Here is a 21882-nt window from a genome sequence, read left to right on the forward strand (position 1 = left end):
CTAATGAAAGGAAGTTTAGCTATGACGATTATTGGTATGTTGCATCATCGACTTGATCCAACGACAGTTCTCAAGTCTTATGCGTATGCAGCAGTTGCGAAGGCAGAAGGGGCACAGTTTTTTTATTTTACACCTAAAAGTGTTGATTTTGCGAAACGTTCCATTCGAGCTAAGGTTTATGAGGATGGGCAGTGGCAGGAAAAATCAATGCCCTTTCCAGATGTTATTTATAATGCGGGGAGTCCCGAGAAGTTATCTGTGTCCAAAGAGATTATTGGTCGTTTAAAAGAAGAGATTCCCTTTACGACGTATTCGATAGGGAATAAATGGAATGTAATGAAGAGATTAAAGGAAGCTAAGGAATTTGAACAGTATTTGATTCCTTCTGAAATTGTCAAGGATGCCGATGTATTTCATAAGTTTATTAATTATTATAAAAGGGTTGTGTTTAAGCCAATTGATGGTCGTAAAGGAAAAGGAATTTATTTTATTACGAAGGCGGGACCGAAGAATTTTGAGGTGAAAAAGGATAGTACGAATACAATCTATTCAAAGCCTCAATTAGATGCCTTATTAAAAGAGCAGCTTGCGTCAGGTACTTTTATTATGCAGCCTTATATTCAATCGATTACAAAGGCAGGTCAAGTATATGATTTCCGTCTGCATGTGCAAAAGAATGGTGAAGGTAAATGGGTGGTGACGACTGTCTATCCTCGGATTGCTCCAAATGGCTCTATCATCCCGAATATTAATAATGGAGGATTCACCAATTACTTAGATCCATTTTTAGAGCAAGAGTTCAAGGAAGAAGCTTACAACATTCGGCGAATGCTAGAGCATTTTTCTTTAGCACTGGCACATCATCTAGATGAAATACAAATGGAGAAATTCGGGGAGGTCATTGATGAAATTGGCATTGACGTCGGTTTAGATCATCAACAAAAAATTTGGATGTATGAGGTTAATTGGCGCCCAGGCTGTCCTCCTGCTTTTTATTTAGAATTAGATGTTGTGATTAATTCCATTCGCTATGCGATGTATCTAGCAAAAAATCAAAAACCTGTAAAAAAGAAAATTGTTCAACAGAAAAGCAATCAAACGGACGTCAAAAAGGATATTGTACAACCAAAAAGCAATCAAGTGGAGATCAAAAAGAACCTACCTATTATTGCCATTACGGGAAGTGCGGGAAAAACAACAACCAAAGCATTTGTCGGTTCGATTTTATCAAAAAAATGGAATGTGTTTGAATCAAAGGATTATTGGAATACGACAGAGCATACAAAAAAGCATAAGGAAGAAATCAATGATTCTCATCAGGCTGTCGTATTAGAATATGGGATGGCCTACCCAGGTATTATTACGAATCACTGTAGCATTATTCAGCCGAATATTAGTATTGTGACAAATATTGGTTTAGCCCATGTAGGTAACTTTGATGGGGATGTAAGAGGAGTTGCGAAGGCGAAATCTGAATTGATTCATGGAATGGATCAACAAGGGCTATTAATATTGAATAAAGATGATGAGAATTCAAAATATTTAGAGACACAGCAATTTAAAGGGAAAATGTTAACGGTAGGTATAAAAAGTGATGCTGATTACCGAGCATATGATCTTCAGTATAAGGATATTGGCATGTCCTTTAAAATGAAGCTACATGGGCAAGAAATAGAATTGTATATTCCTATACTGGGAGAGCATCATGTTTATAATGCCCTTAATGCTGTAGCGGTAGCTGATTATTTAGGGTTTAGTCCATTGGATATTCAGGCGGGGCTCAACTTTAAAAAGCCACCAAGACGATTAACGATTTATAACTTGCGCGATGATATTACGGTCATAGATGATACGGTTCACTCCCATCCACAAGGAGTCCGAGCAGCCATTGATGTACTGACGAATATTGCTAAGAAACGAAAAGTGGCGATTATTGGACAAATGCGTGAGCTTGGGGTGTTGAGGGAAGAAGAATATCGGAAGGTTGGCGAGTATATTTATGAGGTAGGCATCGATGAATTCATCACCTATGGATTTAGGACAGATGAAATGAGCAATGCAGCGATTGAAATGGGCATGGACCCATCTAGGGTACACCATTTTATTAATAAAGATGCCTTGCATGCACTGCTAGATAAACTGATCAAGCCTCATGATACGATTCTCGTCAAGGGTGCTAGTAAAACGAATATGTTTGAAACGGTGAAATATTTGGACCAAACATTAAAAGATGAATAATTAATTACGTTAAGGTAACTGAATGGATATAAAAACCCGAGTAACTGTCCACTGGCAAGCGGCAATTATTCGGGATTTTTTTTCATACTCTTAAAATAAACTTAATTTCTTTGGCGGCATTTGTTGCATGATTCCGAGCTTCAGATAAGGTTGAACCTTGTGCAATGACATAGGCATAACGGTGACCCATTGATAAAGGGGGGGTTAATAAAGTACCTTTCCTTGGCTTAACATAAACCTCAACCACTCCAGTTGAATTCGTCGCTCTTGTTCTGCCAATCACTTTTTCTAAAATTCCTTTGCTTTCCACAATGACATATTTTGTGTAAACAAACTTTTTATGTCTAGGCTTAAGATTAGGCTCTTCGCCAAGTAGGAGCTTGAGTGTTTCTTCCACTAAACTAAATCCGAGAGCTGCATGAAGCATATTGTTCATGGCACCTCCAGAAATCCTTGGGTTAATCTCAATGAGTTTCCAGCCGTTTTTTGTCAATCGTAGCTCCAAATGAAGAGCGCCATTTTCTATATCAAAAGCTTTGACGATGGACTGAAGAACTTCCTCAATGCCTGCCTGAATATCCACAGGAGCTTTCACTAATACTCCATAGCCTGTTATGATAAACCGTTTCCCTTGAGTAATTTCCTGCTCAATAATGCCAATTACATGTGATTGCCGTTGATATACGACCGCCTCCACTAAATATTGAGGGCCTTCCAAATATTCTTCAATCATAATCGTTTCATAGGGGTTTTTACTGCGCAATGCTTTGAGGTGGTTATTCAGCTGGTCGGCATCTGTTGCTAATAGTACATCTTTTGAACCTGTTGACTTTGGTGATTTCACGATTAATGGAAATGTTAAATTTTTCGCAATGGGTTCATTAGGCCTCATGAGTGAAAATTTTGGAGAGTATGGTTGGTCTTTTAAATAATTTCTGGTTTTTTCTTTATCCTCCATAATTTCAATTGCAGAGGAGGATGTATAGTTATGACAAAATTCATCACATAGCATTGAAGCAACATGGACAAATGGATCAACAAAACTAACGATACTTTTTATCTCTAATCCGGTTTTCCCTAGTTTATCAATTTCCTCTTTCATTCTCTCGATATTCAAAGTATCAATGAGTATCATTCTATGAATATCGGGGTAAGATCGGCGCTGCTGAAGTTGTTTTTCATTATTGGTGAAAAGTATTGTGAAATAGCCTAATCTTTCTGCTGCTCTTGTTGCTTCACGACTAGACCCGGATTTGTTTGTACCGATAAATACAATCGCTTTCAGGTATATCACTCCTTCTATTGGTACTTAGATACTTAATCACCTTTATATATATGCTACGAAATAGTTTTCTTCTAGTTGTGTATCTTGTCTACATCCAAGCAACTTTTAAGAGGTTACATATACTAGAAAAGAAAGGAGGGAGAAAAGATATGAAGCCTCTTTCGGTGAAAAATTTAGCAATGATTACGGCGGGCTATTTAGTGCAAGGGTCTGAGGAAATGCTAATACAGCATGGTGCTTATCGATTAAAACAAGTGAAAAAGCCCAATACGGCCCTTTTTACAAGTAAACGTATTGTTAATTGGAAAAGTCTTGAGCCACTTTCTCCTCTTGTAATAGTGACCGACAGAGCATATCGGCCAAATGACATTCCAGCCCAGATCTTCATCATACAGGTTGCGAATGTAAATGAGGCATATTGGAAGTTTGTTCATTTTTATCGCAATCAGTTTCATATCCCCATTGTTGCGATTACTGGTACTTCAGGCAAAACAACGACGAAAGAGATGATTAAACATATTCTATCTGCTGATCGACAAGTGACAGCAACGACATTAAGTAGTAATTCAAGAACGGCTTCATTACAATACTTACTGAATATTGAAGAAGACACAGGAGCTGCTGTATTTGAAACAGCTGTTGGCTCACCAGGGGATGTCACGAATGCCGGGAAGTATTTCAAGCCGACTATTGGGATTATTACTAATATTGGTGCCCATCATTTGAATTATTGTAAGACGCTTGAAGGCTATATTCAGGCAAAGGGAGAAATGCTAGACATCATTCAACCTAAAGGAACCCTCATCATAAACGCCGAAGATATGAATACTCAAAAATTAGATATCTCTAAGTTCAATGGGCGCATAGTGAAAGTAGGCATCCATGATTCTTGTCACTTTCGGGCGAGCCATATCCAATACTATCAAAAGGGTATGAACTTTAAGTTGCATCATAATAGAAAAATCTATGACATTTTTGTACCAGGATTTGGTCAACATCAAGTATACAACGCCCTTGCTGCCATTGCAGCTGCCTATGAAATAGGAGTACCCATTCCAGTTGCCGCCAATCAACTTCAATCTTTCCGACAATTGAAAAAGCAATTACAGCTCTTTGAGGGCATTAATCATTCCATGCTTTTAGATGATACATGGAGTATTACTACAACTTCCTTAGAGGCGGCCTTAAAAGTGTTGAATGAGCTCGGAGAAGGTAAGAAAAAAATTGCTGTTATTGGCACTATTACCGATTTGGGTTCATGGGGCTATATTATTCATGAGCAGGCGGGTGAATTAATTCAACGTATTGGTGTGGATGTGCTCATTACTATTGGAGAGCATGCGCGAATTATGGCTGATCATGCGGTGAACTTAGGGTTTAACGCTCCTGTGTATACCTATAAAAATAGCACGCTTGTTTATCCATTGTTGCAGAAAATTGTGGATGAAAATACGATAGTCCTTATAAAGGGTGATATGTATAGTGAACAGATTTCGAAATTAGCAGCTGATCTTAAACTTAAACCCCCACCTCCCACAGTTTAGCTCACTTCTTCATTTATAGGATATTAACTGTGTCATATAGAATGCCACTCTAATAAGGTATAGTAATTGATCAGAAATGAAGCATTCGTGATCAAGAGAATTAATAGGTCTGAACAAGATTGATAAAGAAAGGAGGCGTAGTACACTTGCAATCCATTAGTGTGCAAAAAATTAGAAGCGTCCTACAGGGGGAAATTATCCATGGATTAGATCAATGGTCTGTGAAGCATGCAATCTACTATAATCGACATGATTTAACTCACAATCATACACTTATGTTTGTTAGTCGAAGTGATAAAATCAATTGGCAAGAGATTGATAGAAAGGGCCCCTCCCTTGTCATTTCCGATAAACCGGCTACTGAGTTGAAAAATGCATTAGATAATACAACGGTTTTACACGTCAAAAGCGTTGCGCAGGCATACTGGACATTTATCGAATATTATCGTGGCCTTTTTCAAATACCGGTTGTGGCATTGACTGGAACCTGTGGTAAAACGACAACGAAAGAGATGCTAAAACATATTGCTAGTAAACATTGGCAAGTGCAAGCATCTGTTAGCAGTAAAAATGAGCCAAGGCAATCATTGCCCTATTTGACGGGCGTTGATGAAAAAACACAGGCTGCCATTTTTGAACTAGGCTTGGGGAATACGGGTAACATAAAACATCAATGCATGATCTATCAGCCGACTATCGGCATTATTACGAATATTGGTGTTCACCATTTAGATGGCTGTCTCAATCTTGAAGGTTATATTAAAGCGAAAGCAGAGATAGTAGAGGGAATTCGAGCAGATGGTACACTAATAATTAATGCAGATGATGCCAACATCCAAAAAATATCATTACAAAAATTTAAAGGGAAAATTATTAGATTTGGCTTACAGAATACGGCTGATTACAAAGCTTCCGCTATCCAATTTGCTCATACAGGCATGAAATTTGTGCTAGAAGTAGCAGACACTAAGTATAATGTGTTTGTGCCTGGTTACGGCGAGCATCAAGTATATAATGCGTTAGCCGCCATTGCTGCCTGTAGCGAAATGGGACTTTCCATACGTCAGGCTATTGCAGGGTTAAGAACCTTTAAACAAATGGCGAGACATTTAGAATTTACGACTGGTATAGGTGAAAGTACGATTATTGATGATACGTGGACCAACAATCCGACTTCTGTCGAAGCAGCTTTGAAAGTGTTAGACACAGTAGGAAAAGAAAAAAAAGTCATTCTTGTGCTGGGGGATATAAAGCGATTAGGAAATTTTGAAGAAAAATATCATCGGGAAATTGGCTCCAAAGTAGCTGAAAGACAGATAGATACATTAATTACGATCGGCAAAAGGGCAGAGGCAATTGCCGACCAAGCAAAAAAAGATGGAACTAAAGCAGAGGTTCATACGTTTAAAGATGTAACAGGTGTTTTAGAATTATTGAAACCAAAGCTTGACGCGGACACGATTGTTCTCATAAAAGGACCGATGTCGAGTAGATCCATGATTGAATTTGCCAACAATCTTAAAAATTTATCCTAAATAAAAAGGGTGTCTCTACTAGTTGAGACACCCTACCATTTAAAGCTTTGTTATTTTAACACACGTCGAGCTGTAACAAAATTCTTTTGCGCCCAAGTGGAGCTTAAATTTTGTTTAACAACATTGTTAGTTGTCATACTAATATATTGATTATTTCCTAAATAGATGCCTGTTTGCGTGATATTTGCTCCTCCATCATTCGTTGAGAAGAACAATAAATCACCTTTTTGAAGCTGAGCTTTAAGCACTTTTGTACCGACTAAAGCCTGTTTGCTCGCTAGTTTATCCTTTAAATCAATGCCGTTTTTGTTAAATACATAGTACGTAAATCCCGCGCTTGTGAAAGTTAGTGCACTCTCATTATACGTATAACCAAATTTTGCTTTGCTTGTTAAACCTGAAGCTGTAGCAATAATCTTATCGGCCGACGTATTTGCTGAAGGTGCACTTACAGAGGGGGTGTCAGAGAAAACCCGCTTAGCTGTAATATAGTGTTCTTTATAGTAATCAACTAATAAAACTCTCGTCATCACGCCATCGGAATTAGGGATGATAATACGGTGATCACCGGCATAAATCCCAACAATTGAAGGATTTTTTGAGCCTGTCACACTATTAAAGAATACTAAATCACCCTTTTTCAAGTTTGCACGTGCTACTGTTGATCCTTGGTTCATTAAATCATTTAACGTTTTTGCCCCAAGTGTCACACCGCTTTTACGATAGACAAAATCAACAAATGCTGGGGCTGTAAAGCGTAGACTCGATTCATTCGTTGATGAACTAATCGTTGCTTTATTTTTATAAGTTAGCGCATTCTCTACAATTTTATCACCTTTTGTTGCTGGGTTGGCAGATAGAAGGGTAGGTAAAACGCGTCGTGCTGATACATAGTTTTCAGTATAATAAGGTTTACTATTTAAATCTGAGATCACAATATTTTGCTTGGAATCAGCCATGTGGATCATTTTATTGCCACCGATATACATACCAACATGGTCGGGATCCGTTCCTGTTTTTTTACTCTTAAAGAATAGTAAATCACCTTTTTGTAATTGGTTTCGCGCTACATATGTGCCTTGTTGAATCATATAGTTTTCATTATACGTCCCAAGATCTACACCATTTTTCTCGAAGATATACATTAAAAATGAAGCACAAGAAAATTTATATGGATATGTAGGCTTGTAAACCGTATTGCTATATGTCGATTGACCCATTAAGCTTTTACCAGTTTGAATCAATTGATCGGCTTTAGCGGCAACTGCCTGTGCGTTGTTTTGTGCATTTGTTGTAGCTGCCTCTACTTGAATTGGCTGCATCGCTGTTTGGACTAATCCGAATGAGCTAAATCCAATTGTTAATGCAAGTGTTGTAGATAAAAATCGTTTATTCATGTTGATTATAACCTCCTGAAGCGTCTAGTAGGATTTCTCCTGTATCGTCTTGCCTTGGAAATAATCGTAGCATGAAAATATAGGGCTTCTCGGCGGTAAATGTTTCCAAGGTGAAGTAGAGGAGTGCCTCAACGCCTGCTATAAATGGCTTTATCGAAGGAATTTACAGTTATATTACAAATGTTTCAGTAAACTGTAATATGGGAGGATTTCATATAAAAAAACTGCCCCAAAATAGGACAGTTTAGGCAATTGCCTGAATGATTTCTACTCGATTACCAAATGGATCTCGACATTCAAAACGCTCATAATATGGGATAGGTACAGATTCTACTATTTCGATTTGATGTGCGGCTAGTTTCTTCTTCCAGTAATCAATATCTTCAACTTGATACGCAATATGAGCCTTTGTCGACAATCGATCAAAGTCATCCTCTGTTCCTACATGTACCTCTTGGTCACCAAGCTGTAACCAAAATCCGCCTCTACCTTTAAGAGAATCGGGTTTTTCTTTTTCTTTCAGACCTAAGACACCGCAATAAAAATCTTTTCCTTGATCCTCTGAACCTTTTGGAATAGTAATTTGCACATGATGTAAAGCAATAATCATAGTTAGACCTCCTGTTTCAAATACTCATAGCTAATTATAGATTTATTTCTAAATATTAACAATTGAAGACGGTGTGGCAACATCTACGTTTCAGGCTGATTCAACATAACTGCATGAATGCCTTCTATAAAAGTATTTATTAAGATGGAGAAGCTTTTATTACTATCAAGCGGCATCCCGAATCCCCCTAATTGTTCAATGGAAGTGAATCCATGAAGAATACTGCGTAATCCTCTGACCATATGAATCGCCATTTCGTCTTGCAAATGATAGGTATCTAATACACGAAGAACAAGCTGCACGATAGATTCTTGAGCCTGCTGTAATTCAGGATCATTAGCATCTGGAAAACGAGTGGTAGCATCATATAACCCGGGGTGCTCCCGAACAAATTGAATATAAGCTTTACTAATTGCACGAATGGCATCATCACCTGAACGTCCCACTGCAGCTTGAAGCATATATGCTTGCAAGCTCTTGATGCCTTGAATGGCTAACTTTTGCTTCAATTCAGGTAATCCATCAAGATGGTTATACAGGGAAGGAGGTCGCACTTCTAATTTCTCTGCTAAAAGCCCAATTGACAGTTGGTCCAATCCGTGTTCATCCACTAATTCTGTTGCCATTTGTACAATAATAGATAAATCTAATTTCATACGACGAGACATTTCCTCAGCTCCTATTGTCTTTGTAAACTTTTTTCTGCTTCTGCAATAGCTGTTTCCAAAAGCTTTTCTGGCTGCATTAACATCTTTCCATGTCCGACGGCTAGTAGACTTGGCTTTAATTTACTTAATTTTTTTGCGCTTTCAAGTGCCGAGCTTTTATCCCATGTAGCAAGGTCTTGTTATAAGGGCGTCTCCAGCAATTAAACTTCTATTGCGTGTGTCGAAAAGAGTAATAGAACCAGGAGTGTGACCTGGGGTTGCAATTACTTCTAATGAACCTACACGTGCACCATCTTCCAGTAATATATCTGGCTTAGTTTTAATGTTTTTAGGAAGGCCTCCCTTGATGGGTACAGGCTTTTCATTGGGAAGCAAGGTTTTATTCCCCTCCAATAATAGGGCATCCCTTGAAGAAATGTACACCTGACAATCAGGTATTACTTCTTTTAATGTATCTAAAGCCCCTATATGATCATTATGTGCATGGGTAATAATGATCTTTGTTATTGGTTTTCCTATAGTTTTAGCTGCATCCATAATACTTTTTGCACTATAAGGTAATGCAGCATCAATCAGTGTTAGCTCATGTTGCTCTTCTACAAAATAACAATTAACAGGAAATATTCTAGGCATAAATGACAATTGATACACGGTATTGATAGAAGAAACCTTCATTCTCATAATACCTCCTATAAACTAATTATATTTTCATTTTAACTAATACAATTAGTTTTCGCAATATTCTCTTTAAATGGGGTGTATAGCGCTAGAAATAATGTGGCAATAGCTGAATGGGTGAATAAATTATAGTTTTTTGGAATCTAGTAAGATCGTATAAACCTTATGGTATAATAATAAAAACGGAATAATAGGATAGAGGTACAAACCAAATTGGGTTTGTTTAAAAGGGAAGATCGGTGAAAATCCGACGCTGTCCCGCAACTGTAAATGGGAGCACATTTCAAGAGACCACTGTTACGCCTTGTAATGGGAAGGTGAAAGGTGTGAAGAACATAAGCCAGGAGACCTGCCTTTATCTAGTACAGCCAAAAAAACCTACGCGGATAGGGGGTGTTGAGTGTGACTAGAGAAATTCTCCTGCATGCTCATAGTGCGATGAATGCTAAAAGGGTAGCTTCTATGAAGAATAGAAAGCTCATTTCCATACGGCAAACATCGTATTATGTCGTGTATTTGTCATAAAAGACATCTTTCTAATGAGGGAAAGATGTTTTTTTTATGTAAATTATTAAAGGAGTGGTCCACATGAATCCACAAGTTGTTGAGTACTATGAAAGTTTATTTAAATTTGAAATTATGCAAGAGCCAAAGCCCTTGAAGGAGCTTGTTGAACAATATGTTGGGCATGATACGGCACATGAGCAATCTATTTTAGCAGCGTACGCAAATGTGATGAAAGAATTAATTGGATAATCAATTGAAGGCTACTTCTTATGGGGTAGCCTTTTTTATTGCGCATTTGTTGACAACATTTTGTAGGAGGCGTAAGATTCTATTGAACAATTGTTTTGAACGTTTGTTCAAAAAAGAGGTGAGACCTGTCGATAAGAAAGATTTAGTACAAAAAGAAAAAAATAAAGAGGTAAAAGATCAAATTTTACAGGCGGCAAAATTATTATTTTCTTCAAGAGGATACGATGGAACGACGGTGAGACAAATTTGTGATGAGGCGAATGTATCGCTCGCACTTGTTTCCTACCATTTCGGTGGCAAAGAAAATGTCTTTAATGCACTATTCGAGCCGCTCCGCCATACTTTTATGAATGCGCATTATGATGTCAATGATTCACTAGAAGCACTTCGTAGCTTTTGCAGAAACTTTGTCCTTTATCGCATTCAAGAGCATGAATTAATTGATATTTTACAGCAAGAGATTGTGATGAATAGTCCTCGATTAGAGATGCTGAAGGACGTATTTTTACCTTCATGGGAGCAGCTTCGGACAATTTTACAAGCTTGTTTAGAGCAACAAACAATTCATTTTGATTCCATTGATGTTGCCCTTAACTTCATCATGGGGACATTAATGTACTCACTCAATAATCCATTTTTAAATCGATCCGAATTGCCATTAACACCTGAACAAATTGCAGATCTTGCAGTAGATTTCGTGTTAAATGGTCTACAAACAAACTATTAAAAAGAAGGTAATCGCAATGAAAGCAGCAAAATTTTATGGCATGAAAGATATACGAGTAGAGGAAGCCGAACTTCCTGTACTAGAAAATGGAATGGTGAAAGTAAAAATTGCATTTGCAGGGATATGTGGCAGTGATTTACATGAGTATGTAGGTGGTGCTTATGCATTCCGTACACAGCCAGTATTAGGACATGAATTTTCGGGAGTAGTTGTGGAGGTCGCAGAGGGTGTCACTCACACCAAAGTGGGAGATCGTGTGGCAGTGGAACCACCTATCCCATGTGGAAAATGTGCGAACTGTAAACGTGGCTATTCAAACTTATGTAAAAGCGGCCAGTCATATGGCTATACGATTTCAGGAGGTTTTGCTGAATATGCTGTTGTGCGTGAGGAAAATATTTATCATCTTCCTGAAGGTATGAGTTTAGAGCTAGGCGCACTCGTTGAACCTACAGCCGTAGCCGTTCATGCGGTTCGTCAAAGTCAATTAAAGCTTGGAGATACAGCTGCTATTTTTGGAGCAGGTCCCATTGGCTTATTAATTTTGCAAGCTGTGAAAGCAGCAGGAGCAAGTGAAATCTTTGTAGTAGAGGTTTCTGATGAACGACGCCAAAAAGCATTGGAGCTAGGCGCAACCTATGTCATTAATCCGATCGACACAGATGCTGTTGCCTTTATTCGTGAGAAAACTAACGGTGGGGTGGATGTTGCCTATGACGCAGCAGGTGTCCAAGCAACCTTCTCAAGTGGCGTAAGTGCTGTTCATCCTGGTGGAGAATTTAAAATTGTCAGTGTTTGGGAAAAACCAGTGGAATTCAATCCGAACGCGGTAGTTTCTCCTGAAGTGAAAATTAGCGGATCATTTGCTTACGTGAATATTTTCCCAGAGGTCATTCGATTACTAGCACGTGGGGTAATCGATGGGCAGGCAGTGATTACTAGCCAAATTGCTTTAGAGGATATCGTTGAAAAAGGCTTTGAAGCACTCATGAAAGATCGTAGCCAATGTAAAATCCTTGTGAATATGAGTTTATAAAGCTAACCTAAATCGTAGCCAAACCGGTGTCATCACTGGTTTAGCTATGATTTTTTACATCTTTTAAATAACAGAATACCACTAGGAATACATTTGTTTGTCATAAAACTGCCTTTAGGACTTCATTCATATTTCACTTTTACTTTATATAATAAATTTGATATTTATCTTCATTCAGCAAATATTTGTACAGAAAGTAGTACCAAATACAGAAGGTTCCTCCTTCATAGGAGCGATGAATGCTAATTGAGTGTTCAAACGCCTACTGAATCAAGATAATGCCTCAAGCGGATATCACAGATTTTGAAGAGGAACTTTCGAACTTTCCGGCCAAGCTCCTCTTCAAAATCTGGTCGCAGCCTACCATCAGCGGCAATTACGGTGAGGCGTATTTGATCAAATAGATTGGAGATTAAAAATGAAAAATCTGCTTTATTCAAGGTTTTGGCGTTTGCATTTTTTCGCAGCCCTTTGTATTACGCCATTACTGCTATCTCTCACATTAAGTGGGATCGGTTATTTGTTTTTTACAGATGTAGAAAATCGCTTATATGATGATTATTTTTTTGGCGATAGCCATAAAGAAGAGGTCTTAACAATTGATGAAGCAGTGGAAAAAGCAGAGGCAGCATTTGCAGGATACTCCACGACAAAAGTGATTATGTTGGAAGAGCCTTATAATACACGTTTAACCTTATCAAATGGCAATGAACAGAAATATGTATTTTTAGATGATCAAAATCAAATGGTTGGGAGTCAGGATGCCAATTATACATTTTCTAATATTATGAGAAATACCCATAGCTCTCTATTTATTGGTGGTACATTTGTCAATTATTTAGTAGAACTTGCGGCATGCTGGACGATCTTTTTATTACTATCTGGACTTTATATGACATTGAAAGGCGATTTATTGAAAAAGCGCAAGTCGGAAAATAAACGACAAAAAAGTAAGAGATACCATGCGCTTGTTGGGACAATCATTACTATTCCAATGGTGATGTTCATTTCTACAGGGCTTTTATGGTCGGCTTTTCAAGGTTCAATACTGGCCAATATAGCGTCAGAAAGCCCAACTTTCGGCTACCCATTATTACAGCAAAAGCCACCAACATCCGATGTGTCTGAAATTCCATGGGCAACTCGTCAATTAGAGGCGCCAACATCTGAGGGAGAACATGCACAGCATCACGGTGGTGGGTCTGTCCGTTATACAAACGACAACCAAATGACCATTGCTAATCTTGAAAAAGAAATCACGGCCATGAATATCGCCAAACCTTATTCGATTATATATCCGTCAAACGAAGAAGGCGTATATACAGTGGCAAAGGCTAGTAATTCAGGTGTAACAGGACTTGATGTCAAGCCTACAGACGAAGCAACGATGTATTTTGATCAATATAGCGGCAAGTTTATTGATCAAGTTAACTACGAGGATTATGGTATGCTGGCGAAGTTCTTCACATGGGGCATTCCTTTACATGAAGGTCATTTGTTTGGCTGGCCAAATAAGCTGTTAAACTTACTCGTATGTTTAGCCTTTTTAGCAGTAATTGTATGGGGAATTCGTACTTGGATTTTACGTAGGAAAAAAGGTGAGCTATCTGCGCCACCACAAATTTCACATAAAATCTCACTACCTTTCGTCATCTTCCTTATTATTTTAGGAATTATCATGCCATTGTTCGGTGCCTCGTTGATCGCAGTGGTGTTGATTGAATATTTCATTTTAGGATGGCAAACCAAAAAGAAACTAAGAGCAGAAGAAACTAAATAAAAAGAATGGATACGGCACAACCAAAATGTGCCGTATCTTTTTTTGTGGTGATTATTTCATTTGCGTAAGCCGAATACTATGTTGATGCTGAAAATTATTTATAGATTTTTCAGCACGATTTTATAAAGTTTTAAGATTTGTATGATACATTGCTATTAGTTTCAGCTAATTGGGGGAATTTAGATGTCAATTAAAACGAGGTTTTTGCTATCTTATGTAGGCGTTATTATTATTGCGATCACGCTTTTACTTGCAGCGGTTTTTCTTTTTTCCTTTGCTATCACAGGTGATGTTAAAGCAATTGAGCATTTTTACAAAAAATCATATGTCCAAAAGCCTTTAACAACAGTAGAGGAAAATGCTTTTTTAGATTTGAAATTATTGGCTAAAAATAATCCCCAGCAGCTTTTAGATATCGAACAGCTACAAACGATAAATGCTCCTTCCATAGAGATTGTTGTGCGTAAAGACCATCAAATTGTTTATGCAACACAGCAAGAGCATCAACAATTATTACTGCAAAGTTTACCAGGTTTTGAGGCGACCAATATTAATTCACGTGACACAATCATGATCAATCAAGCGTTTTATACGTATGTGAAGTTTGATTTTTATTTCCCAGACAAAACGGAAGGGAGTATATTTGTTTTAAGAGAGGTTAGTTCACATGCGGAAGTAACGCGAGAATTATTACCTATTTTGTTAGGTATCTTATTTGTATTATTTATGATGATTATCGGTTTACTCAATTATTTAGTGTCTAGAAGCATTATTAATCCAATTACAGCCTTAAAAGAAGGGGCTCAACGGATTAAATCGGGTGATTTAGATTTTGAAATTACATCTCGTTCTAATGATGAAATAGGTCAGCTCAATCGATCGTTTGAGGAAATGAGAGTCAGGCTCAAGGAGTCTGTACAAATTCAGCTTCAATATGAAGAAAATCGAAAAGAACTTTTATCGAATATCTCCCATGATTTAAAAACGCCGATGACCTCTATTATTGGCTATGTGGAAGGCATTAAAGATGGTGTAGCGAATACGGAAGAGAAAATGGATAAATATTTAACAACGATCTATACGAAAGCTAAGGATATGGACGTATTAATTGATGAATTATTTTTATTTTCCAAATTAGATTTGAAAAAGGTTCCGTTCCAAATGGACAGTGTGGATCTTCAACAATATATGCATGATTATGTGGAGGATGCTAGCTTTGACTTTATTGCCAGAGATATTCATTTACAATATATATCAGCAGGCTCACCGCTTATTGCTATGGCAGACAGGGATAAATTAAGACGTGTCTTATCTAATTTATTGAGCAATAGTGAAAAATATATGGATAAATCCTATAAGCAGATCATAATTTCCTTACATGAGCGAGTAGATGATGCAATCATTCAAGTTACGGATAATGGTACGGGTATTGATCCTACGGCATTACCACATATATTTGATCGTTTTTATCGTGCGGAACCTTCTCGAAATTCGCAAACAGGTGGTAGCGGTCTTGGGTTAGCGATTGCAAAACAAATCGTCCTTGAAATGGGCGGCGATATTTGGGCAAAGAGCGAATTAACAAAGGGAACGAGCGTTTTCATTTCATTGAAAAAGGATGAGGAAATGAGGAAAGATCATGAAAAAAATACTATTAATTGAAGATGAAGTAAGCATAGCAGAGCTCCAACGTGATTATTTAGAAATTAATGATTTTATGGTAGATATACAACATAAGGGCGACGAGGGGCTGAAGCAGGCACTTCACGGTGATTATGATTTAATTATTTTAGATATTATGCTTCCGGGTATGAATGGATTTGAAATTTGTAAACAAATTCGAGCAGTGAACAATATCCCCATCTTATTTGTGTCTGCCAAAAAAGAGGATATTGATAAAATTCGTGGCCTGGGTTTAGGAGCAGATGATTATATTACCAAGCCCTTTAGTCCAAGTGAGCTTGTGGCAAGGGTCAAGGCGCATTTATCAAGATATGAGCGTTTAGCCTCTAACCAACCAACGAATAATATGATGTCGATCCATGGTATTACAATCGATACATCCGCTCGTAAGGTTTTTGTGAATGGTGAAGAAGTGGCCTTTACGACTAAGGAATTCGATTTGCTTGTATTTTTTGTTAAACATCCGAATCAAGTATTAAGTAAAGAACAATTATATGAGCGAAACTGGGGCTATGAATCAGCTGCAGATGTTTCTACAGTTACCGTGCATATACGAAAGCTTCGTGAAAAAATTGAACGTGATCCTGCACAGCCAAAGTTTTTAGAAACCATATGGGGTGCAGGTTACCGCTTAAATGTATAAAATCAATGCCTCGTCGTCTTGACGAGGTTTTTTTATTGAAATTTTAGACTTTTTTAAGAAATGGTTAATAGGTAATTTAGCAATGACTTGTAAACTAAGAATATAACGACAAAATTAACTAGTGAGGACGGTGCATAGCAAATGAAAAAAATGCAAGCGGTCACGATCGCTTTATCATTTTTACTGCAGGGATGTGCCCCAAATGATACGGAGGTCATAAAGCTTAATAAAGGAGGAAATGAGGAAATGGCAACAGATTTGGTTAGTCAATTGTTTCAAGCAGTAGAAAAAAGAAATATAGAATCGCTTAAAAAGGTTATCAATGAAAAAGTAGATATCAATGCTCGAGACTCAAACAATCGAACAGCATTAATGATTGCTACATATAATCAGGATGTGGAAGCAGCGAAATTACTAATCGATGCAGGTGCCGATGTAAACATCCGGGATGATATGAAAAACACGCCTTTCTTATATGCTGGTGCGGAAGGCTATTTGGATATATTAAAGCTAACGATTCAAGCAGGTGCCGATCCTACAATTGTAAATCGCTATGGTGGAACGGCATTAATTCCTGCAGCTGAGCACGGCTATATTGATGTCATTGAGGAATTATTAACTACCACTAGCATCGATGTAAATCATGTCAATCATTTGGGGTGGACCGCATTGATGGAAGCGATCGTTTTAAATAACGGCAATCCGACACAGCAAACAGCCATTCAATTGTTGATTGATCATGGTGCTGATGTCAATATTCCAGATAAAAATAATGTATCACCTTTACAGCACGCGAAACAGAAAGGGTTTAAGGGGATAGAAGAAATCCTTATTGCTGCAGGAGCCAAGTAAAGCTGAAGCAGGAGTCATCGCCCTTCGTTCCAAGCAATTTCTGCATAAAGCACTACATTTCCAATTTGTTCCTAAATTTTAAGTGGGGTGAAAACAAGAGGGAGCTATTAATTCATTTATAGAAAGCCTACATAAAAGTCATCGAGAAGATCACACTCTCGATGACTTTTGTTCTATCGTCAACTCTTCTTAAATATTTTTCTCTATTTTTTAATTCTTTTTTAATAGTTTATTTATTGGCAGTTTAGATATGGACTTTATGATAAATAGTGTAAACCAAATTAAACCAAAAGGGGAGTTTGTAAGATGAAAATAAGAAAACGTATTGTGCCAGCAGCACTAGCTTTATCAGTATTATCAGTAGGTCTAGTCACATTTAGCGAGCCGTTAAATGCAGATGCAGCAGGTCATAAAGTAGTAGCAGTTACGAAAAATGAGCAGGTGGCGAGAATTACTAAAGTGAAGCCATTAAACACAATGACATTACAAGTTACTTTTAACCAGCCTTTAGCAGCAGCCGATATTGATCCAAACAATTTAGAGGTTATTAAAAAAGATTTTAATTTTAATGGAAATTTAGAGATTGTCAATGTTCCACGATTAATGACAGGGTCTACGAGTACATATATTGTACCTGTTACGTTCCAGGAAGATGATTTCATCTACAGATTGAGCTATAAAGAACAACCTAATAGAATCTTTGAAGGGACAGATGAAAAAGTACTTGTACGAAATGTAGCGCAAGTAACAGATGATACTTTTACATTGGAGTCATTGCAAGAAGATGGTGTAGTGGATTATGCCAATATCATTGAGGCTTACCGTGGAGGACGTGAAGATCTTGCTTTTAGCTTAGATCGTCAAAATCGTGATGCAAGTGGCAAGCGCTTTGATGTTATTTCTTCTTTACGTGATCGCTATGTGACAGTGAAAACAAGTGAAGGGGAGGAGTTTGTTGCTAATTATGTGCCTTTTACACAAGCAGCGGATGGTAAACAAGCACCTCAATTTAGATTACCGGCAGGTCAAACTTTAAAACAAGGTGTCACATACCGAGTGTACTCTCAATGGGCAGAAATTGATGTAAAGAGCTTTGTTGCAAAAAAAATAGAACCGTTTACATTGCAATCAGCTAAAGCGATCGATAGTAAATCATTTGAATTACAATTAACAAATGACCCCCAAACTGACTTATTAGCTGGCAGAAGTGTCGAACTTCGTGGTAATGATGGCAGCACATTACAAGCTCAATATCGATATTCATCACGTAAAGGGGCAGTAGGAGTCTTTGATATTGCGAATGGTGGCACATTAAAAGCTGGTGTAAGTTATACGGTGAGGCCATTAAATAATTGGGCTACAGCGACAAATGTAGTTCTACAAGGTAAATAAACAGTAATAGAATAATGAATATGTCAATTGAAATATGTAGCATACGTTCTCCTATCAAAAAATCCCGTCACAGTGTGGCGAGATTTTTTGATTTATAGCCAGCCTTTATCACTAGCAATTTGAGCAGCTTGCTGTCTTGATTCCACTTGGAGCTTCTGTATAGATGTTGATAAATAATTACGAATGGTACCTTTAGTTAAAAATAATTGTTTACTGATTGCGTGAGTGGTTAAGCCTTCCTTCACCAGTTGTAGTACGGCAATTTCTCGCTCATTTAAAGGATTTTGCTCCTTCATAAATAAAGTAGCGGCCAAATCTTTACTGACCACCTTTTCGCCCTGCATAATCTTGCGAATCGTAGCGATTAAATAATCGATCGGTTCATCTTTCAGTAAGTAGCCGTGTACTTCACAATCCATTGCTTTTTGTAAATAGCCTGGGCGTGCAAACGTTGTGACAATCATCACTTTACAGGGCAAATTGGCCTCTTTAATTTTTTCTGCAAGCTCTAATCCAGACAGATGGGGCATTTCTATATCTACAAGGCAAACATCGGGTAGTTCCTGCTGAATGTAGTCCCATGCTTTTTGACCATCAGAAACTTCAGCTATTACTTCAATATCTGGTTCGAATGACAAAAGGGATGTTAAGGCACCACGTAACATTTGTTGGTCCTCTGCTAGTAAAACTCGTATCATGTCAAGGGCTCCTTTCCATCTTGAATTGGTATGCTAAATAACACCTTCGTGCCTGTCTTTGTATCCCCTTCAAACAGGGCATACCCTTGCAGAACACGCATTCTTTCTTTCATCGAGTTCATGCCATTGCCCAGTCCCTTCTGTTCCAAACCAATCCCATCATCTTGAATAGCAATGGTATATTGTGTATTTCGACAGTGGATTTGCATCTGGCAGTTCTGAGCTTGACTATGCTTCAACATATTAGTAGTAGCCTCACGTACACATAAAGCTAGCATTGTTTCCTCAACACTTGAAAGAACAATTTTTGGACAGTGATTGTGAATGGTGGTTGTAATATTGGCACTTTGTAATAGCTGCTGGCAATGTAGCAGCTCCGTTTGTAGAGACACGAAATTCATATCTGAAACGAGCTCACGTACTTGCTTTAAGGCTGTACGTGTAGTAGCTAAGATGTCATTTAATTCTTGTTTGACACTAGAAGGATCTCGGTCGATAAGTTTAGTTGTCAATTCGGTTTTCACTTTAATCATTGTCAGGGTGTGACCAATGGTGTCATGAAGATCTCTAGCAATGCGCTGTCTTTCCTCTTGTTGAACAAGCTGGGTATTAACATCTGCCAATTCATTTTGTAGATTTTTCGATTTTTCTACAAAATAAATGAGGACAGGGAATACCAATTGAATGATCATCATGGGTACTAGTACTTGTGAATCAACGAGTGCTAGGGAATTTGTGGTCGCCAAGAAAACGATTAAAAACATGACAGCCATACCAAAAATTCCGCTAGCAATATGCCATTTTGATTTTGCTCTCCCTAATAAATCGGCAAAGGTAAATCCGAAAATAAGCATGAAGATGTCCTCGTAAATGGCAAGGATGGCAATAAGAAGGAAGCCCACAAGTGAGGCAAGTAGTAGCTTCCAATCTCGATGCCATAAAGCCATGTAGAAGGCACCTAGGTACAAGCCTAAAATAGCTATTTTAGCTGTGAAGGGGAGTCCGGATTGAGACCATAACACCATCGCTACCAAAACTATTATGGATACAACATCGATGATTAAATAATGTTTAACTTGTTCTCTGGGATATATTTTTATGGCTTACACCATCCTCTGTTGTTTATTCTTTTGTTAGAGCGTGAATCGTTTTTTTACGGACCCATTCCATCGGGCCAATATGGAATTGGTGCTGCCAAAATGTTGCTAGGACTAGCTGTAGGCAAGATAGGGCAACCCAAATACTTATAACAAGAATGCTATTTACATGCCCACCTAAGCCAAGTCCCCAGCCGTAAAAAATAATAGACGCCAGCACATTTTGCAGGACATAACAGCTCAATGACATTTTGCCGACATCGGCAAAGCGTTGCCAAAACCAATCTAGCTTCTTATATTCTACCAGTTTACCTAAAATTCCAATATAGCCAATTGATAGTATTGGCGCACATAAATAACGAACAGGTAAATCAAAAAGTCCCCCGGGAATAAAAATTAACAGATTTAATGGAATTCCAATGAATACACCGATTGTAAACAGTTTTTGTCGAGCCTGATGTCCTTTATTCGTTGGCGAAAAAACCTCATTGCGCATAAACTTGACGCCAAGAATAAATAAAAAAACATTCATAGGGATAATAAAAATAGCTTCTGTTCGATAAAATAAAAAGTTTGTTAGGCGATGCTGTACTTGCTCCAGCCATGTACCATTTTCATAGATGGCTGCGACAGTTTCCATCCCATTTAGGGAAACGCTACCCGCAAGCAAGGAAATGACAAAAATAAAGAGAATGAGGAGGACATGAAAGCTACCCAAAAGATAGAAAGCCCATGTCATCACTTTGTCGCCTAATCTAATTAGAATAGCCACGATCAAAGCAGTAACGGCGTAGCTCATTAAAATATCATATTCCATGACAAATGTGTAATGAAGCAGTCCCTCCAACCCTAAAAAGACAATCGTCCATAGATACACGCCAGGCCAAGCTCTTCCTCTACGAAGTGCTTGCTGGTATTTTAGCTGTAAACCTACCCCAAACATAATCGTTAATAATCCTAGGAGCTTTCCGTTTACAAAAAATAGTACTAACATACGTAAAAAATCATTGAAAGACCACCAACCAGAATAATTACTCGTTGTGATATACGATAAATCACCGAGATAAGCAAAAATCCAAATATTCGTTCCGAGTGTTCCTAAGACAGCGAAACCTCTTAGCATATCGATAAAGGGAAGCCTTTGTTGTGTTTTCATTGTTCTATCACTCTTTCCTTGTTTTTCTTATATTCATGATAAAAAAAACAGGAGGGGAAAACCTATTCACACGAGTCAAAAAAACTATATGACAGGTGTCACAAAAA

18 protein-coding genes, 1 pseudogene and 1 riboswitch are annotated in these 21882 nt (G+C 37.9%); of the genes and pseudogenes, 11 read left to right on the forward strand and 8 right to left on the reverse strand.

Translation table 11 applies throughout. The annotated features are described in order from the left end of the window. The first annotated feature begins 3 nt into the window (after positions 1-3). Positions 4-2238 carry a YheC/YheD family protein gene (locus B3D94_RS16590; protein WP_291758480.1) on the forward strand — a complete coding sequence of 745 codons (2235 nt, stop codon included), beginning with the start codon at positions 4-6 and terminating at the stop codon, positions 2236-2238. 82 nt (positions 2239-2320) lie between these two features. Here the strand turns inward: B3D94_RS16590 and B3D94_RS16595 are convergent, their stop codons facing one another. Next, complete coding sequence (locus B3D94_RS16595; RefSeq protein ID WP_069480930.1) at positions 2321-3532, reverse strand: ATP-grasp domain-containing protein; 1212 nt, start codon at positions 3530-3532, stop codon at positions 2321-2323. 140 nt (positions 3533-3672) lie between these two features. On the opposite strand from B3D94_RS16595, the gene B3D94_RS16600 reads away from it, so the two are divergent. Then, the gene (locus B3D94_RS16600; protein ID WP_291758483.1) at positions 3673-5067 is read left to right on the forward strand and encodes a Mur ligase family protein; all 1395 of its coding nucleotides are present in this window, start codon (positions 3673-3675) and stop codon (positions 5065-5067) included. Between the two features lie 146 nt (positions 5068-5213). Continuing rightward, positions 5214-6602, forward strand: a complete 1389-nt coding sequence (locus tag B3D94_RS16605; RefSeq protein ID WP_291758485.1) for a UDP-N-acetylmuramoyl-tripeptide--D-alanyl-D-alanine ligase — start codon at positions 5214-5216, stop codon at positions 6600-6602. Between the two features lie 50 nt (positions 6603-6652). Here B3D94_RS16605 and B3D94_RS16610 read toward each other — a convergent pair whose 3' ends face one another. The 4 genes and pseudogenes from B3D94_RS16610 to B3D94_RS16625 all read right to left on the reverse strand — a co-directional run bounded on the left by B3D94_RS16610 (position 6653) and on the right by B3D94_RS16625 (position 9952). Continuing rightward, a complete protein-coding gene (locus B3D94_RS16610; RefSeq protein ID WP_291758487.1) occupies positions 6653-7999 on the reverse strand; it encodes a C40 family peptidase in 1347 nt (448 codons plus the stop codon). A 244-nt stretch (positions 8000-8243) separates the two neighbouring features. Beyond that, positions 8244-8609 carry a VOC family protein gene (locus tag B3D94_RS16615; RefSeq protein WP_291758489.1) on the reverse strand — a complete coding sequence of 122 codons (366 nt, stop codon included), beginning with the start codon at positions 8607-8609 and terminating at the stop codon, positions 8244-8246. Positions 8610-8692: 83 nt separating this feature from the next. Further along, positions 8693-9277 (reverse strand): TetR/AcrR family transcriptional regulator, encoded by a 585-nt coding sequence (locus tag B3D94_RS16620; RefSeq protein ID WP_193831599.1) that lies wholly within the window; start codon positions 9275-9277, stop codon positions 8693-8695. A gap of 11 nt (positions 9278-9288) precedes the next feature. Beyond that, positions 9289-9952: pseudogene (locus B3D94_RS16625) on the reverse strand (MBL fold metallo-hydrolase). A 185-nt stretch (positions 9953-10137) separates the two neighbouring features. Continuing rightward, positions 10138-10326: riboswitch (cobalamin riboswitch) on the forward strand. Between the two features lie 217 nt (positions 10327-10543). On the opposite strand from B3D94_RS16625, the gene B3D94_RS16630 reads away from it, so the two are divergent. The 8 genes from B3D94_RS16630 (at position 10544) to B3D94_RS16665 (ending at position 18824) form a co-directional block, all read left to right on the forward strand. Then, complete coding sequence (locus tag B3D94_RS16630) at positions 10544-10711, forward strand: hypothetical protein (RefSeq protein WP_008175715.1); 168 nt, start codon at positions 10544-10546, stop codon at positions 10709-10711. Between the two features lie 82 nt (positions 10712-10793). Next, the gene (locus B3D94_RS16635; RefSeq protein WP_291758493.1) at positions 10794-11438 is read left to right on the forward strand and encodes a TetR/AcrR family transcriptional regulator; all 645 of its coding nucleotides are present in this window, start codon (positions 10794-10796) and stop codon (positions 11436-11438) included. A 16-nt stretch (positions 11439-11454) separates the two neighbouring features. Then, positions 11455-12474 carry a 2,3-butanediol dehydrogenase gene (locus B3D94_RS16640; RefSeq protein ID WP_036225052.1) on the forward strand — a complete coding sequence of 340 codons (1020 nt, stop codon included), beginning with the start codon at positions 11455-11457 and terminating at the stop codon, positions 12472-12474. A gap of 418 nt (positions 12475-12892) precedes the next feature. Then, complete coding sequence (locus B3D94_RS16645; RefSeq protein WP_291758496.1) at positions 12893-14254, forward strand: PepSY-associated TM helix domain-containing protein; 1362 nt, start codon at positions 12893-12895, stop codon at positions 14252-14254. Between the two features lie 183 nt (positions 14255-14437). Further along, positions 14438-15916 carry a sensor histidine kinase gene (locus tag B3D94_RS16650; protein ID WP_291758499.1) on the forward strand — a complete coding sequence of 493 codons (1479 nt, stop codon included), beginning with the start codon at positions 14438-14440 and terminating at the stop codon, positions 15914-15916. Continuing rightward, positions 15894-16580, forward strand: a complete 687-nt coding sequence (locus tag B3D94_RS16655) for a response regulator transcription factor (RefSeq protein WP_291758501.1) — start codon at positions 15894-15896, stop codon at positions 16578-16580. The genes B3D94_RS16650 and B3D94_RS16655 overlap by 23 nt, the downstream gene beginning before the upstream one ends. Positions 16581-16721: 141 nt before the next feature. Then, the gene (locus B3D94_RS16660) at positions 16722-17432 is read left to right on the forward strand and encodes an ankyrin repeat domain-containing protein (protein WP_291758503.1); all 711 of its coding nucleotides are present in this window, start codon (positions 16722-16724) and stop codon (positions 17430-17432) included. 306 nt (positions 17433-17738) lie between these two features. Further along, positions 17739-18824, forward strand: coding sequence for a hypothetical protein (locus B3D94_RS16665; protein WP_291758505.1), 1086 nt, complete (start codon positions 17739-17741; stop codon positions 18822-18824). Between the two features lie 92 nt (positions 18825-18916). On the opposite strand, the gene B3D94_RS16670 is transcribed toward B3D94_RS16665, so the two are convergent. The 3 genes from B3D94_RS16670 to B3D94_RS16680 all read right to left on the reverse strand — a co-directional run bounded on the left by B3D94_RS16670 (position 18917) and on the right by B3D94_RS16680 (position 21775). Continuing rightward, entirely contained in the window at positions 18917-19522 is a 606-nt protein-coding gene (locus tag B3D94_RS16670) for a response regulator transcription factor (RefSeq protein ID WP_069480942.1), read from the reverse strand. Further along, entirely contained in the window at positions 19519-20145 is a 627-nt protein-coding gene (locus B3D94_RS16675; protein ID WP_414674010.1) for a sensor histidine kinase, read from the reverse strand. Before B3D94_RS16675 ends, B3D94_RS16670 begins: the two co-directional genes overlap by 4 nt. 499 nt (positions 20146-20644) lie before the next feature. Further along, complete coding sequence (locus B3D94_RS16680) at positions 20645-21775, reverse strand: DUF418 domain-containing protein (protein ID WP_291758509.1); 1131 nt, start codon at positions 21773-21775, stop codon at positions 20645-20647. Between the last annotated feature and the right edge of the window lie 107 nt (positions 21776-21882).

This window comes from Lysinibacillus sp. UBA5990, assembly GCF_002429815.1.
Classification (GTDB): Bacteria; Bacillota; Bacilli; order Bacillales_A; family Planococcaceae; genus Lysinibacillus; species Lysinibacillus fusiformis.